The 21,786-nt window shown below is 62.1% G+C and carries 19 protein-coding genes; 11 read left to right on the top strand and 8 right to left on the bottom strand.

Annotated features, from left to right (window positions below):
- Positions 1–45 precede the first annotated feature (45 nt).
- The 3 genes from fecA to AC07XZ_RS17405 form a co-directional block, all read right to left on the bottom strand.
- Entirely contained in the window at positions 46–2,379 is a 2,334-nt protein-coding gene (gene fecA, locus AC07XZ_RS17415) for a TonB-dependent Fe(3+) dicitrate receptor FecA (protein WP_102686892.1), read from the bottom strand.
- A 134-nt stretch (positions 2,380–2,513) separates the two neighbouring features.
- Positions 2,514–3,443: a DUF4880 domain-containing protein gene (locus AC07XZ_RS17410; protein WP_102686893.1), complete on the bottom strand. Its 930-nt coding sequence runs from the start codon at positions 3,441–3,443 to the stop codon at positions 2,514–2,516.
- On the bottom strand, positions 3,440–3,928 hold the full coding sequence (locus AC07XZ_RS17405) for a sigma-70 family RNA polymerase sigma factor (protein WP_007957265.1): 489 nt from the start codon (positions 3,926–3,928) through the stop codon (positions 3,440–3,442). The genes AC07XZ_RS17410 and AC07XZ_RS17405 overlap by 4 nt, the downstream gene beginning before the upstream one ends.
- A gap of 176 nt (positions 3,929–4,104) precedes the next feature.
- Here AC07XZ_RS17405 and AC07XZ_RS17400 point away from each other — a divergent pair, with 176 nt between their 5' ends.
- The 6 genes from AC07XZ_RS17400 (at position 4,105) to AC07XZ_RS17375 (ending at position 10,411) form a co-directional block, all read left to right on the top strand.
- Positions 4,105–4,410, top strand: coding sequence for a DUF3649 domain-containing protein (locus AC07XZ_RS17400; protein ID WP_085746971.1), 306 nt, complete (start codon positions 4,105–4,107; stop codon positions 4,408–4,410).
- Positions 4,407–5,996, top strand: coding sequence for a PepSY-associated TM helix domain-containing protein (locus AC07XZ_RS17395; protein ID WP_102686894.1), 1,590 nt, complete (start codon positions 4,407–4,409; stop codon positions 5,994–5,996). Before AC07XZ_RS17400 ends, AC07XZ_RS17395 begins: the two co-directional genes overlap by 4 nt.
- Complete coding sequence (locus AC07XZ_RS17390; RefSeq protein ID WP_085746973.1) at positions 5,997–6,323, top strand: DUF3325 domain-containing protein; 327 nt, start codon at positions 5,997–5,999, stop codon at positions 6,321–6,323. It begins immediately after the preceding gene.
- A 1-nt stretch (position 6,324) separates the two neighbouring features.
- Positions 6,325–6,891: an RNA polymerase sigma factor gene (locus AC07XZ_RS17385; RefSeq protein WP_085746974.1), complete on the top strand. Its 567-nt coding sequence runs from the start codon at positions 6,325–6,327 to the stop codon at positions 6,889–6,891.
- Complete coding sequence (locus AC07XZ_RS17380) at positions 6,888–7,877, top strand: FecR family protein (RefSeq protein ID WP_102686895.1); 990 nt, start codon at positions 6,888–6,890, stop codon at positions 7,875–7,877. The genes AC07XZ_RS17385 and AC07XZ_RS17380 overlap by 4 nt, the downstream gene beginning before the upstream one ends.
- 104 nt (positions 7,878–7,981) lie before the next feature.
- Entirely contained in the window at positions 7,982–10,411 is a 2,430-nt protein-coding gene (locus AC07XZ_RS17375) for a TonB-dependent siderophore receptor (protein ID WP_102686896.1), read from the top strand.
- Here the strand turns inward: AC07XZ_RS17375 and AC07XZ_RS17370 are convergent, their stop codons facing one another.
- Positions 10,412–11,287, bottom strand: a complete 876-nt coding sequence (locus AC07XZ_RS17370) for a helix-turn-helix domain-containing protein (protein ID WP_102686897.1) — start codon at positions 11,285–11,287, stop codon at positions 10,412–10,414. It abuts the gene before it with no gap.
- Positions 11,288–11,426: 139 nt separating this feature from the next.
- On the opposite strand from AC07XZ_RS17370, the gene AC07XZ_RS17365 reads away from it, so the two are divergent.
- Entirely contained in the window at positions 11,427–12,329 is a 903-nt protein-coding gene (locus AC07XZ_RS17365; protein ID WP_102686898.1) for a DMT family transporter, read from the top strand.
- Positions 12,330–12,381: 52 nt separating this feature from the next.
- Here AC07XZ_RS17365 and AC07XZ_RS17360 read toward each other — a convergent pair whose 3' ends face one another.
- Positions 12,382–13,356, bottom strand: coding sequence for a 2-hydroxyacid dehydrogenase (locus AC07XZ_RS17360; protein ID WP_102686899.1), 975 nt, complete (start codon positions 13,354–13,356; stop codon positions 12,382–12,384).
- Between the two features lie 583 nt (positions 13,357–13,939).
- Positions 13,940–14,923 (bottom strand): LysR family transcriptional regulator, encoded by a 984-nt coding sequence (locus AC07XZ_RS17355; RefSeq protein ID WP_102686900.1) that lies wholly within the window; start codon positions 14,921–14,923, stop codon positions 13,940–13,942.
- A 182-nt stretch (positions 14,924–15,105) separates the two neighbouring features.
- Between AC07XZ_RS17355 and AC07XZ_RS17350 the strand changes: the two genes are divergently transcribed.
- From AC07XZ_RS17350 to AC07XZ_RS17335, 4 genes are read left to right on the top strand one after another with little or no spacing between them, the layout of a single operon-like run.
- On the top strand, positions 15,106–16,617 hold the full coding sequence (locus AC07XZ_RS17350; RefSeq protein ID WP_102686901.1) for an efflux transporter outer membrane subunit: 1,512 nt from the start codon (positions 15,106–15,108) through the stop codon (positions 16,615–16,617).
- A gap of 10 nt (positions 16,618–16,627) precedes the next feature.
- A complete protein-coding gene (locus AC07XZ_RS17345) occupies positions 16,628–18,820 on the top strand; it encodes an FUSC family protein (RefSeq protein WP_102686902.1) in 2,193 nt (730 codons plus the stop codon).
- Positions 18,810–19,010, top strand: coding sequence for a DUF1656 domain-containing protein (locus tag AC07XZ_RS17340; RefSeq protein ID WP_003221811.1), 201 nt, complete (start codon positions 18,810–18,812; stop codon positions 19,008–19,010). The genes AC07XZ_RS17345 and AC07XZ_RS17340 overlap by 11 nt, the downstream gene beginning before the upstream one ends.
- Before the next feature lie 17 nt (positions 19,011–19,027).
- A complete protein-coding gene (locus AC07XZ_RS17335; RefSeq protein WP_085746982.1) occupies positions 19,028–19,891 on the top strand; it encodes an efflux RND transporter periplasmic adaptor subunit in 864 nt (287 codons plus the stop codon).
- Positions 19,892–19,935: 44 nt separating this feature from the next.
- Here the strand turns inward: AC07XZ_RS17335 and AC07XZ_RS17330 are convergent, their stop codons facing one another.
- Complete coding sequence (locus AC07XZ_RS17330; protein WP_102686903.1) at positions 19,936–20,334, bottom strand: DUF4440 domain-containing protein; 399 nt, start codon at positions 20,332–20,334, stop codon at positions 19,936–19,938.
- The gene (locus AC07XZ_RS17325; protein ID WP_102686904.1) at positions 20,331–21,701 is read right to left on the bottom strand and encodes an MFS transporter; all 1,371 of its coding nucleotides are present in this window, start codon (positions 21,699–21,701) and stop codon (positions 20,331–20,333) included. Before AC07XZ_RS17325 ends, AC07XZ_RS17330 begins: the two co-directional genes overlap by 4 nt.
- Between the last annotated feature and the right edge of the window lie 85 nt (positions 21,702–21,786).

Below are 21,786 nucleotides of genomic sequence, written 5' to 3'. Positions count from 1 at the left end.
GAGAAAGGGCCTGCAATTGCAGGCCCTTTCTGTTTTCAGCAGGGGTCAGAAAGCGACAGAGGTCTGCACGTACACCGTGCGCGGCTCACCGACATACTTGCCCTTGTTGTTGTCATCGAACGAGCGGGTGAAGTATTGCGTGTTGAAGATGTTTTTCACCCCCACCGCCACGTTCAGGTCCGACAGCTGCGGGCCGAAGTCATAACCGGCACGGCTGCTGAACAGCATGTAGCCTGGGATCTTGCCGGTGCTGCCGTCGGCGCTTTCTTTGGAGGTGTTGGCGTTATCGGCGAACTGGTCGCTCTGGAAGCTGCTGTCCAGGTTAAGCTTCCACGGCCCTTCGGTGTAACCGACGCCGATCGTGCCTTTGTGTTTCGACGAGAACGGCACACGATTGCCCTTGTTCGGCCCGTCTTCGCGGATGGTTGCGTCGACATAGGCGTAAGTGGCGTAGACATCGAAGCCGGCCAGCGCCGGGCTCAAGTCGTCGAGAGCGTAATTGACGCTGGTCTCGATGCCCTGATGCCGTGTTTCGCCACGGGCGATCACCGAATCATTGGTCTGGTTGCTTTCGTACTGGTTGTCGAAGTTGATCAGGAACGCGCCGATCTCCGCTCGCAGCGCACCGTTGTCGTAACGGGTGCCGACTTCCCAGGTGCGGGCCTTCTCCGGTTTCACTTCGCCGCTGCTCACGCGGTTGGGCATCTGGCTGTATTGCACGCTGCCGAATGAACCCTCGGTGTTGGCGTACAGGTTCCAGCTGTCGGTCAGGTGATACAGCACGTTCAACGCCGGCAGTGCGGTGTTGTAGTCGCCCTTGTATTTGACGTTGGTCAGATTGTTGGTCTGTTGCGACTCGATCATCTCGTAGCGCACGCCCGGGGTGATCGTCCACTTGCCGATGTCGATCCGGTCATCGACGAAGAACGCATTGGCTTCGGTGCCGCCGCGAGTGTCGCGGTCGTTGCGGCTGTTGGTGGTTGGGTATTCGTTGCTGGCGATCGGCGTGCGGTAGCGCAGTTCGTGACCGGCTTCGTTGATGTAGCGATAGCCGACGCCGACTTCATGGCTGGTGGCGCCGAGATCGAAGCCCTGGGCGAAGCGGGTTTCCAGACCGCGAACCCAGTATTCGCGCGGCGACAGCGACAGGAACGTGCCCTGATCCAGATAGCCGCTGCGCAGGGTTTTGGTGAAGAAGGTATTGGCGGTGAACTCGCGGCGATCTTCCTGATAGCGATAGCCGAAATTGAACATCGTGCGACGGCCCCAGAACTGGTCCTTCGGGCGGGTCGACTGATACGGGTCGGCATCGTAATCGGCGACATTGAGGCCGCCGGGCATGTCGGCCTTGCCTTCGTAATACTGGGCCATGGCGTTGAAACTGTTGGCCTCGTCGAGCTGGTATTTGCCCTTGAGGATCAGGTCGTCGATTTCCGTATCGCTGTGTTCGCGCCAGTCACCACCGCGAGTGCCGGAGTACAGCAACGCGCCGCCCAGACCGTTGGCATTGGTGCCGCCGGCCAGCAGGTTGGCGCTGGTCTTGAAGCCGTCATGGCTGGAAGAAGGACTGGTTTCGGTCTGGAAACCGCCTTTCACGGTCGGCTCGTCCGGAATCGCCCGGGTCACGAAGTTGACCACGCCACCGACGTTCTGCGGGCCGTAACGCACGGCGCCGCCACCGCGCACCACGTCCACGGCGTCCATGTTGCCCATGCTGATCGGCGCGAACGACAACTGCGGCTGACCGTAAGGCGCGAACGGCACCGGAATGCCGTCCATCAACACCGTCGAGCGTGCGGCCAGACGCGGGTTGAGGCCGCGAATGCCGAAGTTCAGCGCCATGTCGTGGCTGCCGGTGCCGTTGTTTTCCGGGGCGTTGACGCCGGGAATGCGGTTGAGCACATCACGGGCCTGGGTCGCGCCCTGGCGTTCGAATTCTTCGCGGCGAATCACGTCACGGGCGCCGGGATGTTCGAAGACGTTGACCTGCGCGGCTTCACCCAGCCAGTCGCCGACCACTTTCGAGGTGTCCAGCTCCAGGGCGCTGTCGTTCGCCGGCTGGAGGCTGAAGGCATTGCCGCCTTCGGCGCGGGCTTGCAGACCGGTGCCTTCAAGCAGTGCATTCAGACCTTGCTCGGTTGTGTAGCTACCTTCGAGGCCACGGCTTTGCACACCACTGGTAACCTGCGAGCCGAACGAAATCAGCACACCGGCTTCGCGGCCGAACTGGTTGAGGGCATTCTCCAGCGACGACGGGGCGATGTGGTAAGCCTTGGTGTCGGCAGCCAGCGCATGGGGAAGGGCGCTGAAGCTCAGGCTGGCGCCGAGGACAAGGTTGCGCAGGGTTCGGGCCAGCGGCGTGAGGCGGGTGGGGTGCATGGAGGACGGTCCTGAGAAGGTTGAATCAAGGGGGCTTTCCTTCTCTGTCACGCCAGATCTGAAAAACGGCTCATTTATTTTTTACAGGGGCGCGGAGCGACCGGGTTGAGTTCCCACGCAGAGCGTGGGAGCGATCAGGCTCTGGCTTCGACCGTCACCCAATAGCGAGTAAAACGCTTCACTCTCACCGGCAGGCTGATTTCCAGCAGATCGAGAATCCGCTCGCTGTCGTCCAGTGGATAAGTCCCTGAGATCAGCAATTCAGCAACTTTCGCATCGCAATGGAGCTGCCCGCGGCGGTAGCGACCCAGTTCATCGAGGAAATCGCCCAGGCGCATGTGCGCGGCCACCAGCATGCCGTCGGCCCAGGCACCGCTGTTGGCGTCCAGCGGTTTGGCGTCACTGATGGAGGTGGCGCTGAAACTCAGTTGTCGGGCGACCGGCAGCAGCATCGGCGCGCGACCTTGCACATTCAACTCGACCCGACCTTCAAACAGTGCGATCTGCGTGCGGTCGGCAAACTGCCGCACGTTTATTCGCGCACCCTGGGTTTTCAGCACGCCTTGTGCGGTTTGTACTTCGAAGGATTGAGTGGCGGTCAGCAGTATTTCGCCTTCGAGCAGACGGATCAGGCCATCGCCCCGGACATCCGCCGCGCTGGCGGTGTTGAGCTGCAATTGGCCGCCAGCGCCGAGCGAGATCTTGCGGCGTTGACCAACCGGGCTGCGGTAATCGGCCAGCAGCGATGGCAACGGATTGTGCTCGCGCATCCCCCAGGTGACCGCCGAGCCAGCGCCGAGAATCAGCAACAACTTCAGCGCCTGACGACGGCTGCCTGACTTCGGCGCATTCAGCGCGGCGTGGGCCAGTGGCGACGACAACCCGCGCAACCGCGAATTGACTCGCTGAATGTGCTCCCACGCACGGCGGTGTTCGCTGTGGGCGTCGATCCATTGCTGCCAGGCTTGTTGCTGGCGCGGGCTCAGTTGGCCTTGCTGCATTTCCAGCAACCAGTGCACCGCCTGTTCGGCGACTTGCGCGGAAAAATCCATCGGCGGATTCACAGGGCGAAGTAGCAGCGCATCGCCGCTTTATTCAGATGGCGTTTGACCGTCGCCACGGAAATGCCCAGTTCGGCGGCGATCTGCGGATAGGTCAGGCCATCGACCTGCGCCAGCAGAAATGCACGTTTGACCGCGCGCGGCAGACCGTCGAGCAACTGATCCAGCTCCATCAGGGTTTGCAGGATGATCGCTTTCTCTTCTTCCGAAGGCGCGACCATTTCCGGCATCTGCGCGAGGGTGTCGAGGTAGGCGCGCTCCAGATCCTGGCGGCGGTAATGATTGAACAGCACGCGCTTGGCCAGGGTGGTGAGGAATGCGCGCGGCTCGATGATCACCGGCGGCTCGCGGGCGGTCAGCACCCGGATGAAGGTGTCCTGGGCCAGATCGGCGGCGCTGTCCGGGCAGCCGAGTTTGCGCCGCAGCCAGCCGGTGAGCCAGCTGTGGTGGGCCTGATACAGCGATTCGACAGGATGGGCGGACGACAACGGCATTACTCCGGGCGCATGCGGGATGCGTTAGAGAACAAGAATGGTTCGCATTGTAGGGCTGTCAGTGATGCCCGGCAATCAGACTCTTTTGCGTATGAGAATATTTATCATTAATATCGCATGCCTGTCGTCTCGGTCTGTTGATCGGGCGTTAACCGTTTCAGGGTCGAAACATGAAAGCCAAACTCGCCGCTCTTCCCATGTCCTATCGTCTGGCCGTCACGTCGCGAGTGCTCGCGGCGGTGTTTGGCGGCTATCTGGTCGCGGCGCTGGCCAGTGTCACGCTGACGCTGTGGTTGCCGCTGAACCGTGCCGAAGCGGTGGTCACCGGCATGACCGTCTCGTTCCTGGTCTATCTGGTGGCGGTGCTCTGGTGTTTCGCCTGTCGCAGCGCATGGTCGGCGTGGGTCGGTTTGCTGGTGCCGAGCGTGATTCTGGCCACCGTTTCCGGGGCTGCACGCGGTCTGGGGCTGGCATGAAAGAGGGTTTTCGGCAGGCGATGGCCTGGCTGCATACGTGGACCGGGCTGGTTTTCGGCTGGCTGTTGTTCGCGATTTTTCTGACCGGAACCCTGGCCTATTTCAAGGGCGAAACCAGTCACTGGATGCAGCCGGAAATCCACGCCCATCCATTGGATGCCGAAAAAAGCCTGACGCTGGCCCAGCAGTATCTGCAACAAAACGCCCCCGACGCTTCGCGCTGGATCATTGGCCTGCCCGACGCCCGCGATCCCGGTCTGAGCGTGGGCTGGCAGCAGACGCCAGCCAAACCCGGTGAACGGGGTGCATTCACTCGCAAGATCCTCGACGCGCAGACCGGTGCCGAAGTACAGGCCCGAGAAAGCATGGGCGGCGAGTTCTTCTACCGTTTCCACTTCCAGCTGCAAATGCCTTATCCGTGGGGCCGCTGGCTCTCGACCATCGCCGCGATGGTGATGTTCGTCGCGCTGATCACCGGGATCATCACCCACAAGAAAATCTTCAAGGACTTCTTCACCTTCCGCCCCCGCAAGGGCCAGCGTTCGTGGCTCGACGGGCACAACGCGGTGGGCGTGCTGGTGCTGCCGTTTCATCTGATGATCACCTACAGCAGTCTGGTGATCTTCATGTCGATGGTAATGCCGGCGAGCATTCTGGCTTCGTACGGCAACAATGTCCGGGCGTTTTACGACGAGGTGTTTCCCGCCGCCAACGTTCCCGAGCCTGCCGGTCAACCGGCGACACTGGCACCGCTGGCGCCACTGTTGCGGTCGGCCAGCGAGCAATGGTCGGGTGGACATGTCGGGCGTATCAGCGTGAACAATCCGGGCGATGCCAACGCCTCGGTGGTGATGTCCCGTGCGGGTTCCGACCGGGTGGTGAACGATGCCGGCAGCGCGGTGACTTTTAATGGCGTCAGCGGGCAAATCATCGGCACCCCATCTCAACAGCCGATGGCGATGGCAGTGGCCGGCAGTTTCTACGGTTTGCACATGGGGCACTTTGCCGGGCCGGTGCTGCGTTGGCTGTATTTCATCTGCGGTCTGGCGGGCACGGCGATGATCGGCACCGGGCTGGTGATCTGGCTCGGCAAGCGTCAGCTCAAACACGCCAAGACGGGAGTGATGCCTTTCGAACTGCGGCTGGTGGAAGTGCTGAACATCGCCAGCATGGCCGGATTGGTGGCAGCGGTCGCCGTGTTCTTCTGGGCCAATCGTCTGCTGCCGGTGAGTCTGGTCGGGCGTGACGACTGGGAAGTGAACGCGTTCTTCATCACCTGGGGCTTGAGCGTGGTGCACGCCCTGTTTCGACCGGGACGCAGGGCCTGGGTCGAACAGCTGTCTCTGGGAGCCGCACTGTTTGTCGCAGTGCCGCTTCTTAACGGTTTGACCTCCCCGTATCACCTCGGCGTGACAGTGCCCGAAGGCGATTGGGTCTTGGCCGGTTTTGACCTGACGTGTCTGGGCAGCGGCCTTTTCCTCGCCTGGGCTGCCCGAAAAATGCAGCGCGCCGGGTACACCGTCAGCGTGAAAAAACCAGCCCGCGAAAAGGCCCGGCCGATCACCCTCGAGCAAGGTGCGAACTGAATGCTATTGGCGCTGTTGCTCTGTTATTCCGCTTTCACCGCGCTGTGCCTGGCGATGCCCCGGCATCACGAAGAGCTGCTGGGCCACAAACCTTCGGCCCGCCGTCGGCAAGGTCTGAAGCTCGCAGGCTGGATGTTGCTGGGGCTGTCGCTCTGGGCGGCGGTTTTCATGAAGGGCTGGAGCTTCGGTCTGGTCGACTGGTGCGCGGTGTTGATGCTCAGCGCGCTGACTCTGGTGCTGTTGTTGCCCTATCGACCACGTTTGGCATTGACCATGGCCGGACTGAGCCTGCTCGCCAGCCCGGTCGCTGCGTGGGCCTTGAACTGACATGTTGATCGGCCATCCTCCTGAGCATCGCGACGGCGAACCCCATGGCGCCCGTGCGCATTTTCTTCAGGTGTTCCTGTCCCAGCGTTCGCAGATGGAAGCGCTGGTGAGCCGGCGCGTCGGTTGCCGGGCGACGGCGGCGGATCTGGTGCAGGATCTGTTCCTGCGTTTCTGGCGTCGACCGCTGGTTCAGGTCGAAGAACTCAGCACTTATCTGTTGCGCTGCGCCGGCAATATCGCCATCGATCATTTGCGCAGCGAAGGCGCGCGGGTGCGGGTCAACGAAGGCTGGCAACCGGAGGAGCCGGACAGCAGCGCCAGCGAACCGCAAGCCGCACTTGAAGCAGGCAACGATTTGCGCCATGTCGAAGCGGCGTTGCGCGCGCTGCCCGAGCGCACGCGGCAGATTTTTTTGCTCAATCGCATTCACGGGCGCAAGTACGCCGAGATCGCCAAAGCCATGGGCCTGTCCCAAAGCGCCGTGGAAAAACATATGATGCGCGCCCTCGAGGCCTGCAAGGCCAGCCTGCGCGAACCCGCGCCACGCACGCCATGGAAAGCACCGTGAATCACACCGACCGCGTCATCCCGACGCCCGCTCAGGAACAGGCCGCGTTCGCCTGGCTGAGCCTGCTGCACGACCGCCCGAGCACCGGTGATCAACTGACCTTCAGCCAATGGCTGCACGCTGACCCGGCCCACGCCGAGGCCTACGCCCAGGCGCAAGTGGTGTGGGAATTGAGCGAAGGGCCGGCGCGCACTCTGGCCGATGAAGAGGCGTTCGCCTTGCAGGGCTATCTGAATGCGATGAACCGGCCGCGTCGTCCACAGATCCGGCGTTGGGCCGGCGCTCTGGCCATGGCGGCCTGCCTGTTGTTGATGATCAGCCTCGGCACAGGTTGGCAGCCGCAGCGCTGGATCGATGATCTGGGCGCCGATTACGTGTCGGCACCGGGCGAGATCCGCACCGTGATCCTGGCCGATCAATCGCAGGTGACGCTGGACGCCGACAGCGCCATCGCCGTGGATTTCAGTCATGGCGAGCGGCATGTGCAATTGCGCCGCGGCGCCGGATTTTTCAGCGTGACTCACAGGGGCGATCCCTTTGTGGTCGAGGCCGAGAAAGGCCAGGCGCGGGTGCTCGGCACTCAGTTCGAAGTGCGCCTGCAACCCCATGGCGCACAAGTCACTGTGCTGTCCGGACGCGTTGGCGTGACAGCGTCCCGTGATGATCAACAGCAGATTCTCACCGCCGGCCAGCAAGTGGCGTACGGCGCAGGCACTGCGGAAAAACTGCATGCAGTGGACAGCGAAGCGCAACTGGCGTGGCGCCAGGGCTGGCTGACTTACTACAAGTCGACACTGGCCGATGTGGTGCAGGATCTGCGGCGTTATTACCCCGGACGGATCGTGTTGCTCAACGACGAACTGGCGGCGCGCAAGGTCAGCGGCAGCTTTCCGGGCAAGGACCCGCAGGCAGTGTTGAACTCGCTGCAAGGGGTGTTGGGATTCGAGCAGCATCAGGTGTTGGGCAAGCTGATCATCCTGCGCTGAAAATATTTTCAACTTTGTAGTGAGGTAAACCCGGATGCCATCCGTGTAGTGACTGAAACTGCGAGTCATTCGCATCCGCTGCGGTTCTACACAGGTCATGAGCAATGAAGTCCAGGGCAAAATCGGGTTCGGTCAAACAGTGGTTAGGCGTTTCGGCCTTGAGTTTTTCGGCATTGGCCCTGTTGCCGGTGAGCGTGGCGCTGGCCGCTGAATCCGTCAGCAGTCAGCCACAAAAGCAGTTCAGTTTTTCCCTGGCCGCCAAGCCCTTGCCTCAGGCCCTGAGCGATTTCAGCCGCGTCACCGGCCAGAGCGTGGTTTACACCGATGAGGCGCCGTATGGCCTGACCGCTCCAGCGATCAACGGCCAGATGAGTGCCGAACAGGCGCTGCAACGTCTGCTCAACGGCTCCGGCCTGACCTTCCGCCGCACCGACAGCCATACCCTGGCGCTCGAACCGCAACCGACCGCAGGTGCGTTGAATCTGGGCGCGACCACCATCACCTCGGTGGTCAACCAGCCGATGAGCTACCAGCCACCGGAAACCAGTTCGGTGATGCGCTCTTCCGCTTCGCTTCAGGAAATCCCGCAGACCGTCAACGTGATTCCGGCTCAGGTCGTTCGCGATCAGGCACCGCGCAATCTTGATGACGCCTTGGCCAACGTCAGCGGCATCACCCAGGGCAACACCTTGGGCAGCACCCAGGATTCGGTGATGACCCGCGGCTTCGGCGACAACCGCAACGGCTCGATCATGCGCGACGGCATGCCGGTGGTGCAGGGCCGTGGCATGAACGCGACCGTGGATCGCGTCGAAGTGCTCAAGGGACCGGCGTCGCTGCTGTACGGGATTCAGGACCCGGGCGGTGTGGTCAACATGGTCAGCAAGAAGCCTGAACTGACTCAGTACAACGCGCTGACCCTGCGCGGCTCGACCTACGGCGACGGCAAGAATGGCAGCGGCGGCTCCTTCGACAGCACCGGTGCGCTGGGGGATTCCGGCCTCGCGTATCGCATGGTGCTGGACCACGAAGACGAAGATTACTGGCGCAATTTCGGCACTCATCGCGAAACCCTGATCGCGCCGTCGCTGGCCTGGTACGGCGAGCGCACCAAGTTGCTGTTTGCTTATGAGCACCGCGAATTCCTGACCCCGTTCGATCGTGGAACCCTGATCGATCCACGCACCAACCATCCGCTGGACATCTCGCGCAACGAGCGTCTCGACGAGAAATTCAACGACATGGAAGGGCGATCGGACCTCTATCACTTCGAGGCCGACCACGAACTCAACGACGACTGGAAAGCCCATTTCGGCTACAGCTGGAACCGCGAAACCTACGACGCCAGCCAAGTCCGCGTAACGGCGATCGACACCAAAAAAGGCACCCTGACCCGCAGCATGGACGGCACCCAGGGCGCGATCAGCACCGACCGTTTCACCACCGCCAGTCTCGAAGGCAAGGTCAACGTGCTGGGCATGCAGCATGATCTGGTGTTCGGTGTCGACGACGAGTATCGCAAGATCTACCGCGCCGACCTGATCCGCCAGAAAAGCCTGAGCACCTTCAGCTACGTCAACCCGGTCTACGGCCGCGAAGTCGAAGGCACCACCGTCAGCCCGGCGGACAGTGCGCAGACCGACGAACTGCGCAGCGATTCGGTGTTCCTGCAGGACTCGATCCACCTCAACGACCAGTGGATTCTGGTGGCCGGCGGGCGCTTCCAGGAGTACGACCAGTACGCCGGCAAAGGCGTGCCGTTCAAGGCCAACACCGACAGCAACGGCCAGAAGTGGGTGCCGCGCGCAGGCCTGGTGTATCGCTACACCGACGCGTTGTCGTTCTACGGCAGCTACACCGAATCGTTCAAACCGAACTCGACCATCGCTCCGCTGAGCGGCAGCAGTACCGTGCTCGACGGCAGCATTGCGCCGGAAGAAGCCAAGTCCTGGGAGCTGGGCGCACGCCTCGACATTCCGGGGCGTGTCACCGGCAACATCGCGCTGTTCGACATCAAGAAACGCAACGTGCTGGTGGCCAATTCCGAAGGCCCGACCACGATTTACAGCGCTGCCGGCGAAGTGCGTTCCCGTGGTCTGGAAGTGGATCTGACCGGCCAGCTCAGCGACCGCTGGAGCATGATCGGCAGCTACGCCTACACCGACGCCGAGGTCACGGAAGATCCGGACTACAAAGGCAACAAGCTGCAAAACGTGGCGAAAAATACTGGCTCGCTATCGGCGGTCTATGACTTCGGCAGCGTGATCGGCGGCGATCAGCTTCGGGTCGGCGCCGGCGCGCGGTATGTCGGTGAACGAGCGGGTAACGCGGTGAATGATTTCGACCTGCCGAGCTACACCGTGGCCGATGCGTTCGCCACTTACGACACCAAGGTTGAAGGGCAGAAGGTCAAGTTCCAGCTCAACGTGAAGAACCTGTTTGATCGCACTTACTACACCTCGGCGGCGAGCCGGTTCTTCGTGTCGATGGGCGACTCGCGGCAGATTTCGTTGTCGAGCACGCTGGAGTTCTGATCAGCGCAAAAACGCCTGGCGATACTCGCCGGGCGTTCCACCCAGCACCTGGCGAAAGCGGTTGGTGAAGTGACTGGCACTGGCAAATCCGCACGCCAGGGCAATCTCCCCCAATGGCAATGCCGTGCCCCGCAACAACTCACGCGCCCGGCTCAAACGCCGCGCCAGCACATATTGATGCGGCGGCAGGCCGAAGCTCACCCGGAACATCCGCGCAAAGTGGTATTCCGACAACGCACACAAGCCTGCCAGTTGCCCGAGGCTGATCGGCTCGGTCAGTTGGCTGTCGATGAATTCCACCAGTTGCCGGCGCTGATGCGGCGCCAGTCCACCCTTGAGGCGCAAGCCTTGGCGTACGCCGACCTGGCTCAGCAAGGTATGGCTGATCAGTTCGTGGGCCAGGCTGCTGGTCAGCAAGCGCTCGCCGGGTTCGTCCCAGTTCAGGGTCAGTAACTGGCGAAACCGTTGGGCCTGTTGTGGATCTTCGAGAAAAGTCTGTTCGCGCAGCTGCATTTCCCGAGGCTCGCGATCCAGCAGCGTCACGCAACCCAAGGCAAATTGTTCGGCACTGAAGTACAGGTGAGCGAGGCGAATATCACCGTTGATGACCCAACCTGATTCGTGATCGGCCGGCAGGATGCACAGCTTGTCCGGGCCACCCTTGTTACCGGGTTCGCCACGGCGGAAGGTGCCGGTGCCGCCGGCGATGTAGCAGGAGAGGGTGTGATGGCTCGGCGCTTCGTATTCCTGGGCGTCGTGGTGATTGGTCCACAAAGCTGCAGACAAGCCGTCACCCAACTCGGCGCTGTGCACAAGGCGTGCATTTGGCGAATTGTTGAGGGCTTGAAAGACTTGCAGGGTATCGATGGCGGCCATGGTCGGTTCTCTTCAACGCTTTGCATCCTACTCCGTAGATTTCGCGCTGCCAGCCTGTGGCCCGACAAAAGCGCAAGTTTATGCAAGCGAGGGGCGAGGGCGCAGGCGGACACTGAAACCCAATCGAGGAGTGTCTGCCATGAACCTGTCGTTGTATTTGTTGACCGTACTGATCTGGGGCACCACCTGGATCGCCCTTAAATGGCAACTGGGCGTGGTGGCGATTCCGGTATCGATCGTCTACCGCTTCGGTCTCGCCGCGCTGGTGTTGTTTGCGTTGTTATTGCTCAGCCGTCGTCTGCAACCGATGAACCGGCGCGGGCATCTGATCTGCGTAGCGCAGGGCTTGTGCCTGTTCTGCGTCAACTTCATGTGTTTCCTGACCGCCAGCCAATGGATTCCCAGCGGTCTGGTGGCGGTGGTGTTTTCCACCGCGACCTTGTGGAACGCGCTGAATGCGCGGGTGTTCTTAGGCCAGCGCATTGCGCGCAATGTGTTGATGGGCGGAGCGCTGGGGTTGTTTGGTCTGGGCCTGTTGTTCTGGCCGGAGCTGGCCGGGCATCACGCCAGTCCGCAAACTTTGCTCGGCCTTGGCCTGGCACTCTGCGGCACCTTGTGTTTCTCGGCGGGCAACATGCTCTCGAGCCTGCAACAGAAGGCCGGCCTCAAGCCGCTGACGACCAATGCCTGGGGCATGGCCTACGGCGCGGCGATGCTGTCGGTGTGGTGCCTGGTCAACGGCATTCCGTTCGAGATGGAATGGACGTCGCGCTACATCGGCGCATTGTTGTATCTGGTGATTCCGGGGTCGGTGATCGGCTTCACCGCGTACTTGACGTTGGTCGGTCGCATGGGGCCTGAACGCGCAGCCTATTGCACGGTACTGTTCCCGGTGGTGGCTTTGAATGTTTCGGCGTTTGCCGAAGGCTACCAATGGACGGCGCCGGCACTGGCCGGACTGGTGCTGGTGATGCTGGGCAATGTGCTGGTGTTCCGCAAACCCAAGGCGCCGGTAATGCCGAGTCACGGCAAACTGGCCTGAGTGTTCTGGCAGTAAAAGGGCAGACGTTTGGCGACGTCTGCCCCTTTTTTTGTCAGCCTTTCCAGACCTGCGGATTGACCAGATCCTGCGGGCGATCGCCGAGCAGGGCGCTGCGCAAATTGGCCAGTGCGCGGTTGGCCATGGCTTCGCGGGTTTCATTCGTCGCCGAGCCGATGTGCGGCAAGGTCACTGCGTTTTTCAGCTGGAACAGCGGCGATTCGGCCAGCGGTTCTTTCTCGTAGACGTCGAGGCCGGCGCCGCGAATGCGGTTGTTTTGCAGGGCTTCGATCAGTGCCGGCTCGTCGACCACCGGGCCACGGGAGATGTTCACCAGAATCGCGTCCGGCTTCATCAGTGCCAGTTCACGATGGCTGATCAGGTGGCGGGTCTTGTCGCTGAGCGGCACCACCAGGCAGACGAAATCGGCTTCGGCCAGCAGTTGGTCAAGGCTGCGGAACTGCGCGCCGAGTTCCTGTTCCAGTTCGGTCTTGCGGCTGTTGCCACTGTAGATAATCGGCATGTTGAAGCCGAAGCGTCCGCGACGGGCGACGGCGGCGCCGATGTTGCCCATGCCGACAATGCCCAGGGTCTTGCCGTGTACGTCGCAACCGAACAGTGGTGCGCCGACGCTGGCCTGCCATTGGCCGGCCTTGGTCCAGGCGTCCAGTTCGGCGACGCGGCGGGCGCTGCTCATGATGAGGGCGAAGGCCAGGTCTGCGGTGCTTTCGGTGAGGACGTCCGGGGTGTTGGTGAGCATGATCCCGCGTTCGTTGAAGTAGGCGAGGTCGTAGTTGTCGTAGCCGACGGAGACGCTGGAGACCACCTCGAGTTTGGCGGCGTTTTCCAGTTGGGCCTTGCCGAGTTTGCGACCGACGCCGATCAGGCCGTGGGCGTGGGGCAGGGCTTCGTTGAACTGGGCGTTGATGTCGCCGTTTTTCGGGTTGGGGACGATGACATCGAAGTCCTGTTGCAGGCGTTCGATCATGGGGGGGGTGATGCGGCTGAAGGCCAGGACTGTTTTTTTCATTGGCATTGGGCTCGGGCTTGGCGGCTGGTGTGATGCCAAGCAAGCTAACATTTCTGTTTTGGGTTGTCTTGGCGGCCTTTGGGCCGACCAGGTTCTTGGGGTTTTGGGTGAATATCCGTTGCTGCGGTAACGGCTTCTTAGGGTTTCGCCCTTACGGCGAGTCACTTTTTTCAAACGCCAAAAAAGTAACCAAAAACGCTGGGCCCCGGCGTTCGGCACCTCGCTTTGGCTCGGTGTTCCTTCGTTCCGGGATTCATCCGGGGGCATCGCCTACGGTTTGCTTCGCTGCACCTCCTCTCGATGTGTTTGGCTTCGCCAAACGGTCGCTGCGCTCCCACCCCCGGATAAATCCCTCCACTCAGCCTTCCGATGGGGCCGGCACGTCAAAAGCGGTACTCGAGCTAACGCTCATCGTGTTGAGTGGTGGGAAGCCAAAGCAGAGACGGAATGTGTGCTTTTTTAAAACCCGAATTCACCTCGGTGTGTCATATCGGCGTACTTCTCCCAAACAACTCGGTCGGTCCCCTCTCCCTTGGGAGAGGGCTAGGGTGAGGGGTTGGCGCCCTCCGTATTCCCCCATTTTTCAGACCGGCCAACTCAATTCGCCACCCGCACCCCCCGCCAGACTCCCACTCATCTCATAAGCCGCCAACTCCGCCTGATGCCCCGCCAATATCTCCGGCAACGATCCACGCAGGTATTCAACCCAGGTCTTGATCTTCGCATCCAGATACTGCCGCGACGGGTAGATCGCATACAGGTTCAGTTCCTGCGAGCGGTAGTTGGGCATGACCCGCACCAGCGAGCCGTTGCGCAAGCCTTCAATCGCGGCGTACACCGGCAACACGCCGACGCCCATGCCACTGGTGATCGCGCTTTTCATCGCGTCGGCGGAGTTCACCAGGAAGGGGGAGCTGTTGATGGTGACCATTTCCTGGCCGTCAGGGCCGTCGAAGGCCCATTTTTCCAGGGGGATCACCGGGCTCACCAGGCGCAGGCAGGCGTGGTTCAGCAGGTCGCTGGGTTTTTGTGCGCAGCCGTTGGCTTTTACGTAGGCCGGGGAGGCGCAGACGATGCTGTAGGTGATGCCCAGGCGTTGCGAGACGAAGCCCGAGTCCGGCAACTCGCGAGCGAGGACGATGGACACGTCGTAGCCTTCGTCGAGCAGGTCCGGCACGCGGTTGGCCATGGTCAGGTCGAAGGTCACGTCGGGGTGGGTCTTGCGGTAGCGGGCAATGGCGTCGATCACGAAGTGCTGGCCGATACCGGTCATGGTGTGCACTTTCAACTGTCCGGCCGGGCGGGCGTGGGCTTCGCTGGCTTCGGCTTCGGCCTCTTCGACGTAGGCGAGGATCTGCTCGCAGCGCAGCAGGTAGCGCTTGCCGGCTTCGGTGAGCGCGATGCGCCGGGTCGTGCGGTTGAGCAAGCGGGTTTGCAGGTGGGCCTCAAGGTTGGAGACCGCGCGCGAGACGTTGGCGGTGGTGGTGTCGAGTTGCACGGCGGCGGCGGTGAAGCTGCCGGCTTCGGCTACACAACTGAAGGCGCGCATGTTTTGCAAAGTGTCCATGGGGTGCTCTCAAGGGAGATGGCAAATTGTGACACGAAGTTTCAGGGGCTGAGACCCCCGACCAAGGGATTATCTCGTTAACGGTAACAAAGATTCACAGGATTCCCAGCTTATCGCCGTCATGGCACCCCCCTAGAATTGCGCCCACCTCGAAACATCTCCCACCTCAGGAATTCGCAGCAGTGCCGCGTCGCATCAACAGAGCGCTTTTGCCGCTCAGTGTTCTGGCTCTTTCGTTAGGTCTCGGCGGCTGCATTGGAACCGGAGGAATTGCCCCGCAGGGCAAGGCTCTGGAGGCTAATGAACTGGCCACCGACGAGGCCATCGCCCACGCCGCCCGTGACGCAAACTGGCCCACCGCCCAATGGTGGCAAGTCTACGGTGACCCGCAACTCAATCGCTGGATCGACCTTGCCGTGCAAGGCAGCCCGACCCTGGCCATGGCCGCCGCGCGCGTGCGTCAGGCCCGGTCACTGGCCGGTGTCGCCGAAGCCGCCGAGTCGTTGCAGATCAATGGCGAGTCGACCCTCAAGCGCCACAACTGGCCGACCGACCAGTTCTACGGTCCCGGTGAGCTGGCCAACAGCACCACCTGGGACAACAACGCGGCGCTGGGTTTCAGTTATGCCCTCGACCTCTGGGGGCGTGAAAGCAACAGCACCGAGCGGGCCGTCGATCTGGCGCACATGAGCGCGGCCGAGGCGCGTCAGGCGCAGCTCGAATTGCAGAACAACATCGTGCGCGCCTACATCGAGCTGTCGCTGCATTACGCCCAGCGCGACATCGTGGCGGCGACGCTCAAGCAGCAACAGCAGATTCTCGAGCTGGCGCAGAAACGCCTGAACGGCGGAATTGGTACGCACTTTGAAGTCAGCCAGGCCGAAACCCCGCTGCCGGAAACCCATCGGCAACTGGATGCACTGGACGAAGAGATCGCTCTGAGCCGCAACCAGATCGCGGCACTGGCCGGCAAAGGCCCGGGCGCCGGTGCGCAGTTGCAGCGTCCGACCCTGTCCCTCGGCGCGGCGTTGAAACTGCCGTCGGCATTGCCTGCTGAACTGCTCGGCCAGCGTCCCGACGTGGTCGCCAGTCGCTGGCAAGTGGCGGCGCAGGCGCGCGGGATCGAGGTCGCGCATGCCGGGTTCTACCCCAACGTCGATCTGGTCGGCAGTCTCGGCTACATGGCCACCGGCGGCGGGGCGCTGGAGTTCCTGACCGGCAAGAAGCTCAACTACAACGTCGGGCCGGCGATCTCGCTGCCGATCTTCGACGGCGGGCGACTGCGTGCCGAACTGGGCGAAGCCTCGGCGGGTTATGACATCGCCGTCGCGCATTACAACCAGACCCTGGTCAATGCGCTGAAGAACATCTCGGACCAGTTGATCCGCCGCGAGTCGATGGACAAGCAGCAGACGTTCGCCGCCGAATCGGTGGCCATCGCGCAGAAGACTTACGACATCGCGATGATCGCTTACCAGCGCGGCCTCACCGATTACCTCAACGTGCTTAACGCCCAGACCCTGCTGTTCAAACAGCAGCAGGTCGAGCAGCAGGTGCAGGCGGCGCGCTTGAGCGCCCATGCGGAACTGGTGACGGCATTGGGTGGTGGCCTTGGTGCGGGTAAAGACGTGCCGACAGCCGAACAGACCGCTGCACCGAAAACCCCGGCCCTTCTTCAAGCCCTCGACCACTGAGCAAGACTTAATGACTCCCTTGCCCGCACCTTTGCGCTGGCTCTACTCCCTGGAATGGCGCCGGGGTTTCTTCGACTGGGCGCGCAGCGATGGCGTGACCTGGGTCTACATCTTCAAGGTGTTGATTGCCGCGTTCCTGACCCTGTGGCTGGCGATGCGCCTGGAATTGCCGCAACCGCGCACGGCGATGATCACCGTGTTCATCGTCATGCAGCCGCAAAGCGGTCAGGTGTTCGCCAAGAGTTTCTATCGCTTCCTCGGCACTCTGGCCGGGTCGGCGATGATGGTCACGCTGATTTCGCTGTTCGCCCAGAACACCGAACTGTTCCTCGGTTCGCTGGCGATCTGGGTCGGCATCTGCTCGGCCGGCGCCGCCCGCTGCCGCAACTTCCGCGCCTACGGTTTTGTGCTGGCCGGGTACACGGCGGCGATGGTCGGCCTGCCGGCGCTCGCCCATCCTGACGGCGCGTTCATGGCGGCGGTGTGGCGAGTGCTGGAAATCTCGCTGGGGATTCTCTGCTCGACCCTGGTCAGCGCCGCGATCCTGCCGCAAACCGCCAGCGCGGCGATGCGCAACGCCTTGTATCAGCGCTTCGGTGTGTTCGCCCTGTTCGTCACCGATGGCCTGCGCGGGCGCAGCAAACCGGAGTCGTTCGAGGCCAGCAACGTGCGCTTCATCGCCGAAGCAGTGGGGCTGGAAGGGCTGCGCAGCGTGACCGTGTTCGAAGACCCGCACATGCGCCGGCGCAACGGTCGCCTCAGTCGCCTGAACAGCGAGTTCATGGGCATTACCACCCGGTTCAACGCCCTGCACCAGTTGCTCGAGCGCCTGCGCCGCAACGGCGCCGACCATGTGGAAGCAGCGATCAAACCGGGCCTGCAGGATTTGGCCGAAGTGCTGGACGGCTTTAGCGGCCGCGCCCTGACCAGTCCGGATGCGGCGCGTCTTGTACTGGCGCTCGCGGCCTACAAGGAAGGCTTGCCGGCGCGGGTGCGCAGCCTGCGGGCGATCTTCCAGGAGAGCGAGCCGAGCGACGCCGAACAACTGGATTTCCACACCGCATACGAGCTGCTCTATCGCTTCGTCGATGACCTGCACAGTTATGCACAGACCCACGCTTCGCTGGCTGATCACAGCCACGAACGCGAGCGCTGGGACGAGCCGTTCACCCCGCAGACCAGTTGGTGGGCGGCGGCAGCTTCGGGGATTCGTGCCGCATTCATTCTGGTCGTGCTCGGCAGTTACTGGGTCGCCACGGCGTGGCCGAGTGGCGCGACCATGACCCTGATCGCCGCCGCTACTGTGGGCCTGTCGGCCGCCACGCCGAACCCGAAACGCATGGCCTTCCAGATGGCCTGCGGCACGTTCCTCGGGGCGTTGATCGGCTTCGTCGAGATGTTTTTCATCTTCCCGTGGATCGACGGTTTTCCGCTGCTGTGCGTGATGCTCGCGCCGGTGATCGTGCTCGGCTCGTTCCTCGCTTCGCGGCCGCAATACGCTGGTGTCGGTCTTGGCCTGTTGATCTTTTTCAGCACCGGTTCCGTGCCGGACAACCTGACGATCTACAACCCCTACACCTTCATCAATGACTACATCGCCATGGTCATGGGCATGCTGGTTTGCGCCGCGGCGGGCGCGATCATCCTGCCGCCGAACAGCCGCTGGTTGTGGCAGCGCCTGGAGCAGGACCTGCGCGGGCAAGTGGTGTACGCGATCAGCGGCAAACTCAAGGGGCTGGCGTCGAGTTTCGAAAGCCGCACGCGCGATTTGATGCATCAGGCTTACGGCCTCGCGGCCGGTCAGCCGCTGGTGCAGAAAAACCTGCTGCGCTGGATGTTCGTGGTGCTTGAAGTCGGCCACGCGATCATCGAGTTGCGCAAGGAACAGGCGATCCTGCCGGTGCATCCGGCGTATGCCGAATCCCAGCCATGGCGTCAGGCGATCCGGGTCATGGGCCGCTCGCTGGTGCGGCTGTTCCTGCAACCGAATTCGAGCAATCTGGAACGCGCGCTGGTCGCGGTCGATCACGCGATCAGCCGGGTTGCCGCCACTGACGAGCCGTTCGCACCGCACTTTGATACCTCGGCGCTGCGTCGGGTGAAGAGTTATTTGCACTTCATCCGCACCTCGCTGCTCGACCCGCAATCGCCACTCGCTGCCTACGCCATCGCCAAGCCCGAAGGACTTGCCCATGCCTCGTGAAATCGCCTTCCACGGTGTGTACATGCCGACCATGACCCTGATGTTTTTCGTCGCTGCGGCATTGGCCTGGGCGCTGGACCGGTTCCTTTCGGGGTTCGATCTGTACCGCTTCTTCTGGCACCCGGCGCTGCTGCGCCTGAGCCTGTTTACCTGTCTGTTCGGCGCCATGGCGCTGACTGTCTACCGTTGAGTCTGAGAATTGTCCCGATGAAAAAGTTTTTCAGCCTGCTCGCGACCCTGCTGGTGCTGGCCCTGGCATTGTGGATCGGCCGCACGTTGTGGGAGCACTACATGAACACGCCGTGGACCCGCGACGGCCGGGTGCGCGCCGACATCATCAACGTCGCGGCCGACGTCACCGGTGAAGTGGTCGACGTGCCGGTACGCGACAACCAGTTGGTGAAGAAAGGTGATCTGCTGATGCAGATCGACCCCGAGCACTACCGCCTGGCGGTGAAACAGGCGCAGTCGCTGGTGGCTTCGCGCAAGGCCACGTGGGAGATGCGCAAGGTCAACGCCCATCGCCGCGCCGACCTCGACAACCTGGTGATCTCCAAGGAAAACCGCGACGACGCCAGCAACATCGCCGACTCCGCACTGGCCGATTACCAACAGGCCCAGGCGCAACTGGAAGCCGCCGAACTCAACCTCAAACGCACCGAGGTACGTGCGGCGGTGGACGGCTACGTGACAAACCTCAACGTGCATCGCGGCGACTACGCCCGCATCGGCGAAGCGAAAATGGCCGTGGTCGACATGAACTCTTTCTGGGTCTATGGCTTCTTCGAAGAAACCAAACTGCCCCACGTGCGCGTTGGCGACAAAGCCGACATGCAACTGATGAGCGGCGAAGTCCTCAAGGGCCACGTGGAGAGCATTTCCCGCGGCATCTACGACCGCGACAACCCGGAAAGCCGCGAGCTGATCGCCGATGTGAACCCGACCTTCAACTGGGTGCGTCTGGCCCAGCGAGTGCCGGTGCGGATTCACATCGATGAAGTGCCGGAGGGTGTGCTGCTGGCGGCGGGGATTACCTGCACGGTGGTGGTGAAGCAGGACGCTGCCGAGTAATCCTTTGGCGAGGGAGCAGGCTCCCTCGCCATAACCGGACGGTGTCAGCCCTGGCAAAACGTCTCGTGCAGATGCCGCCAGATCACCCGCCCGGATTCGGTTTTTTCAAACACCACGGTTGAACGCCGATCCGTGTGCAATCCGCTCGCATCGGTCTGCTGTTCGCGATAACTCACTGTCGCGCCGCGTTCATGCAAGGCAATTCCTTGAAGCTCGCCGAGCTCGATCCTGAACCCGCTCTTCTTGCCGCCCGCCATTTGAAACAGCGCACGCAAGGCCTCGAAATCCAGCACTCGCCCCAGTGGCGTCACCATGGAAAACCGGGGCGAAAACCGCGTCAGCAATCGCTCCAGTGCGGCCTCTTCTTCCTCCACGGCAAACCATCGTTCGATGGCCTCATGGGCCTGGATCACTTCGTCAAAATAGTCGGCGTAGTCAGTCATGTGGATTTTTCCTGAAGGTGAGATGAGCGCAGAAGGGCGAGTAATTTTGTCGAGTCGAAACGCAGCACGGCGGCCATCGGCAACAGCGTGAGCAGTGCAGCGGCGAGAAAGCAGTATTTGAAACCGTTGGCCCCCAACGCGCCCAACAATGAGCTGAGCAGCGCCGCGCCGAGGCAGAAACCGAGTTGCCGATTGATATTCCACAGGGCACTGGAGTGGCCCATTTTTTCCGGCGTGATACCGACAAACGCCAGGGTCTGCGCGGTGACGCTGCACAGACTGCCGCCCAACCCCATCAGGGCATAGGCGAGGATCAGCGGGCCGTTGGCGGGTTGATCGATCTGCATCAGCACGACGATGCCAAGGCATTGCAGCAGCATGCCGGCGATCAGCAATGGCTTGGGGCCGATCCGGTTGAAGCTGCGTTTACCCAGCATGATCGCCACGCCCGAAGCCGCCGCCCAGGACAGCATCAGCGCCCCGGTTTGTGCTGCACCGAAACCGAGGTCGTGCAGGTACAACACGGCGATCATGTTGGTGCCGGTAAAGATGCCGGGCACGAACAGATAGATCAGCATCGCCAGGCGCAATGACGGGTTCCTGATCAGTTGCAGATCAAGGACTGCACCCGGTTTGTTCCAGCCATCGCGCAGGTAGATCCAAAAGGTTATGGCACTGAGCAGCAGGACACCCATCGAGAGATGTCGGGTAGCGGATTCACTCGCCAGACTCACCGCAATCAATAACAGACTCAACGCAGACACGGCCAGCAGCAGACCGCGGGCGTCCAGTGTCGGGCGCTCACTCGCTGTCTGATCCGCTTTCAACCAGAGCAGGCCAAGACCGAAAGCGAAAAGCGCCACCGGCATGTTCAGGTAGAAAATCCAGCGCCACGACAGCGCTTCTACGATCAAGCCACCCGCCGCTGGCGACAGGGCCGGCACCATCAGGGCTACCAGCAAAACCACGCCAGTGAAGTGTGCACGTTGTGTCGCCGGAAACTCCCGATAGGCCAGCGCCTGACCAACCGGAAGCAGCAACCCGCCACCCAACCCTTGCAGCAGTCGCCAGCCGATCAGGCTTTCAATCGACCCCGCCTGAGCGATAAGCCCGGAGGCAATCCCGAACACCAGCAGCGAACCGAGGATCAGCCGCCGCTCGCCCACCCGTGCAGCCAGCCACACGCTCATCGGAATGATCAGCGTCAGCCCGAGCATGTAGGCGTTGGTGATCCAGGCCAGTTGCGTCACCGAGGCGTGCAACTGCGCCGCGATGTCCGGGTAGGCGATGCTCGCGGCGAACATGTTCAGCAGGTCGAGGGCGAACCCCAACAGATACACCAGCGCGACTTTCGAGCGATAGGCCATGGCAGCTTCCCTGTGATGAGGCGTGCAGGGTAGGGCGTTGGTGGCGATAGAAATACGCTGGTTTGGCTGCTAGTTTGTCAAAATA

This window comes from Pseudomonas sp. GW458-11-26-14-LB4, assembly GCF_059423925.1.
The sequence above is the reverse complement of the archived record's forward strand: the minus strand, read 5'-3'. Positions and strand labels throughout refer to the sequence as shown.

Bases quoted from the DNA above. Each gene is read 5' to 3' on its own strand.
- AC07XZ_RS17400 (WP_085746971.1), top strand. From the start codon at position 4,105: ATGAAAGCCAAACTCGCCGCTCTTCCCATGTCCTATCGTCTGGCCGTC.
- AC07XZ_RS17360 (WP_102686899.1), bottom strand. From the start codon at position 13,356: ATGAAAAAAACAGTCCTGGCCTTCAGCCGCATCACCCCCCCCATGATC.
- AC07XZ_RS17325 (WP_102686904.1), bottom strand. From the start codon at position 21,701: ATGGCCTATCGCTCGAAAGTCGCGCTGGTGTATCTGTTGGGGTTCGCC.
- fecA (WP_102686892.1), bottom strand. From the start codon at position 2,379: ATGCACCCCACCCGCCTCACGCCGCTGGCCCGAACCCTGCGCAACCTT.
- AC07XZ_RS17385 (WP_085746974.1), top strand. From the start codon at position 6,325: ATGTTGATCGGCCATCCTCCTGAGCATCGCGACGGCGAACCCCATGGC.
- AC07XZ_RS17330 (WP_102686903.1), bottom strand. From the start codon at position 20,334: ATGACTGACTACGCCGACTATTTTGACGAAGTGATCCAGGCCCATGAG.
- AC07XZ_RS17390 (WP_085746973.1), top strand. From the start codon at position 5,997: ATGCTATTGGCGCTGTTGCTCTGTTATTCCGCTTTCACCGCGCTGTGC.
- AC07XZ_RS17370 (WP_102686897.1), bottom strand. From the start codon at position 11,287: ATGGCCGCCATCGATACCCTGCAAGTCTTTCAAGCCCTCAACAATTCG.
- AC07XZ_RS17340 (WP_003221811.1), top strand. From the start codon at position 18,810: ATGCCTCGTGAAATCGCCTTCCACGGTGTGTACATGCCGACCATGACC.
- AC07XZ_RS17335 (WP_085746982.1), top strand. From the start codon at position 19,028: ATGAAAAAGTTTTTCAGCCTGCTCGCGACCCTGCTGGTGCTGGCCCTG.
- AC07XZ_RS17375 (WP_102686896.1), top strand. From the start codon at position 7,982: ATGAAGTCCAGGGCAAAATCGGGTTCGGTCAAACAGTGGTTAGGCGTT.
- AC07XZ_RS17345 (WP_102686902.1), top strand. From the start codon at position 16,628: ATGACTCCCTTGCCCGCACCTTTGCGCTGGCTCTACTCCCTGGAATGG.
- AC07XZ_RS17365 (WP_102686898.1), top strand. From the start codon at position 11,427: ATGAACCTGTCGTTGTATTTGTTGACCGTACTGATCTGGGGCACCACC.
- AC07XZ_RS17395 (WP_102686894.1), top strand. From the start codon at position 4,407: ATGAAAGAGGGTTTTCGGCAGGCGATGGCCTGGCTGCATACGTGGACC.
- AC07XZ_RS17355 (WP_102686900.1), bottom strand. From the start codon at position 14,923: ATGGACACTTTGCAAAACATGCGCGCCTTCAGTTGTGTAGCCGAAGCC.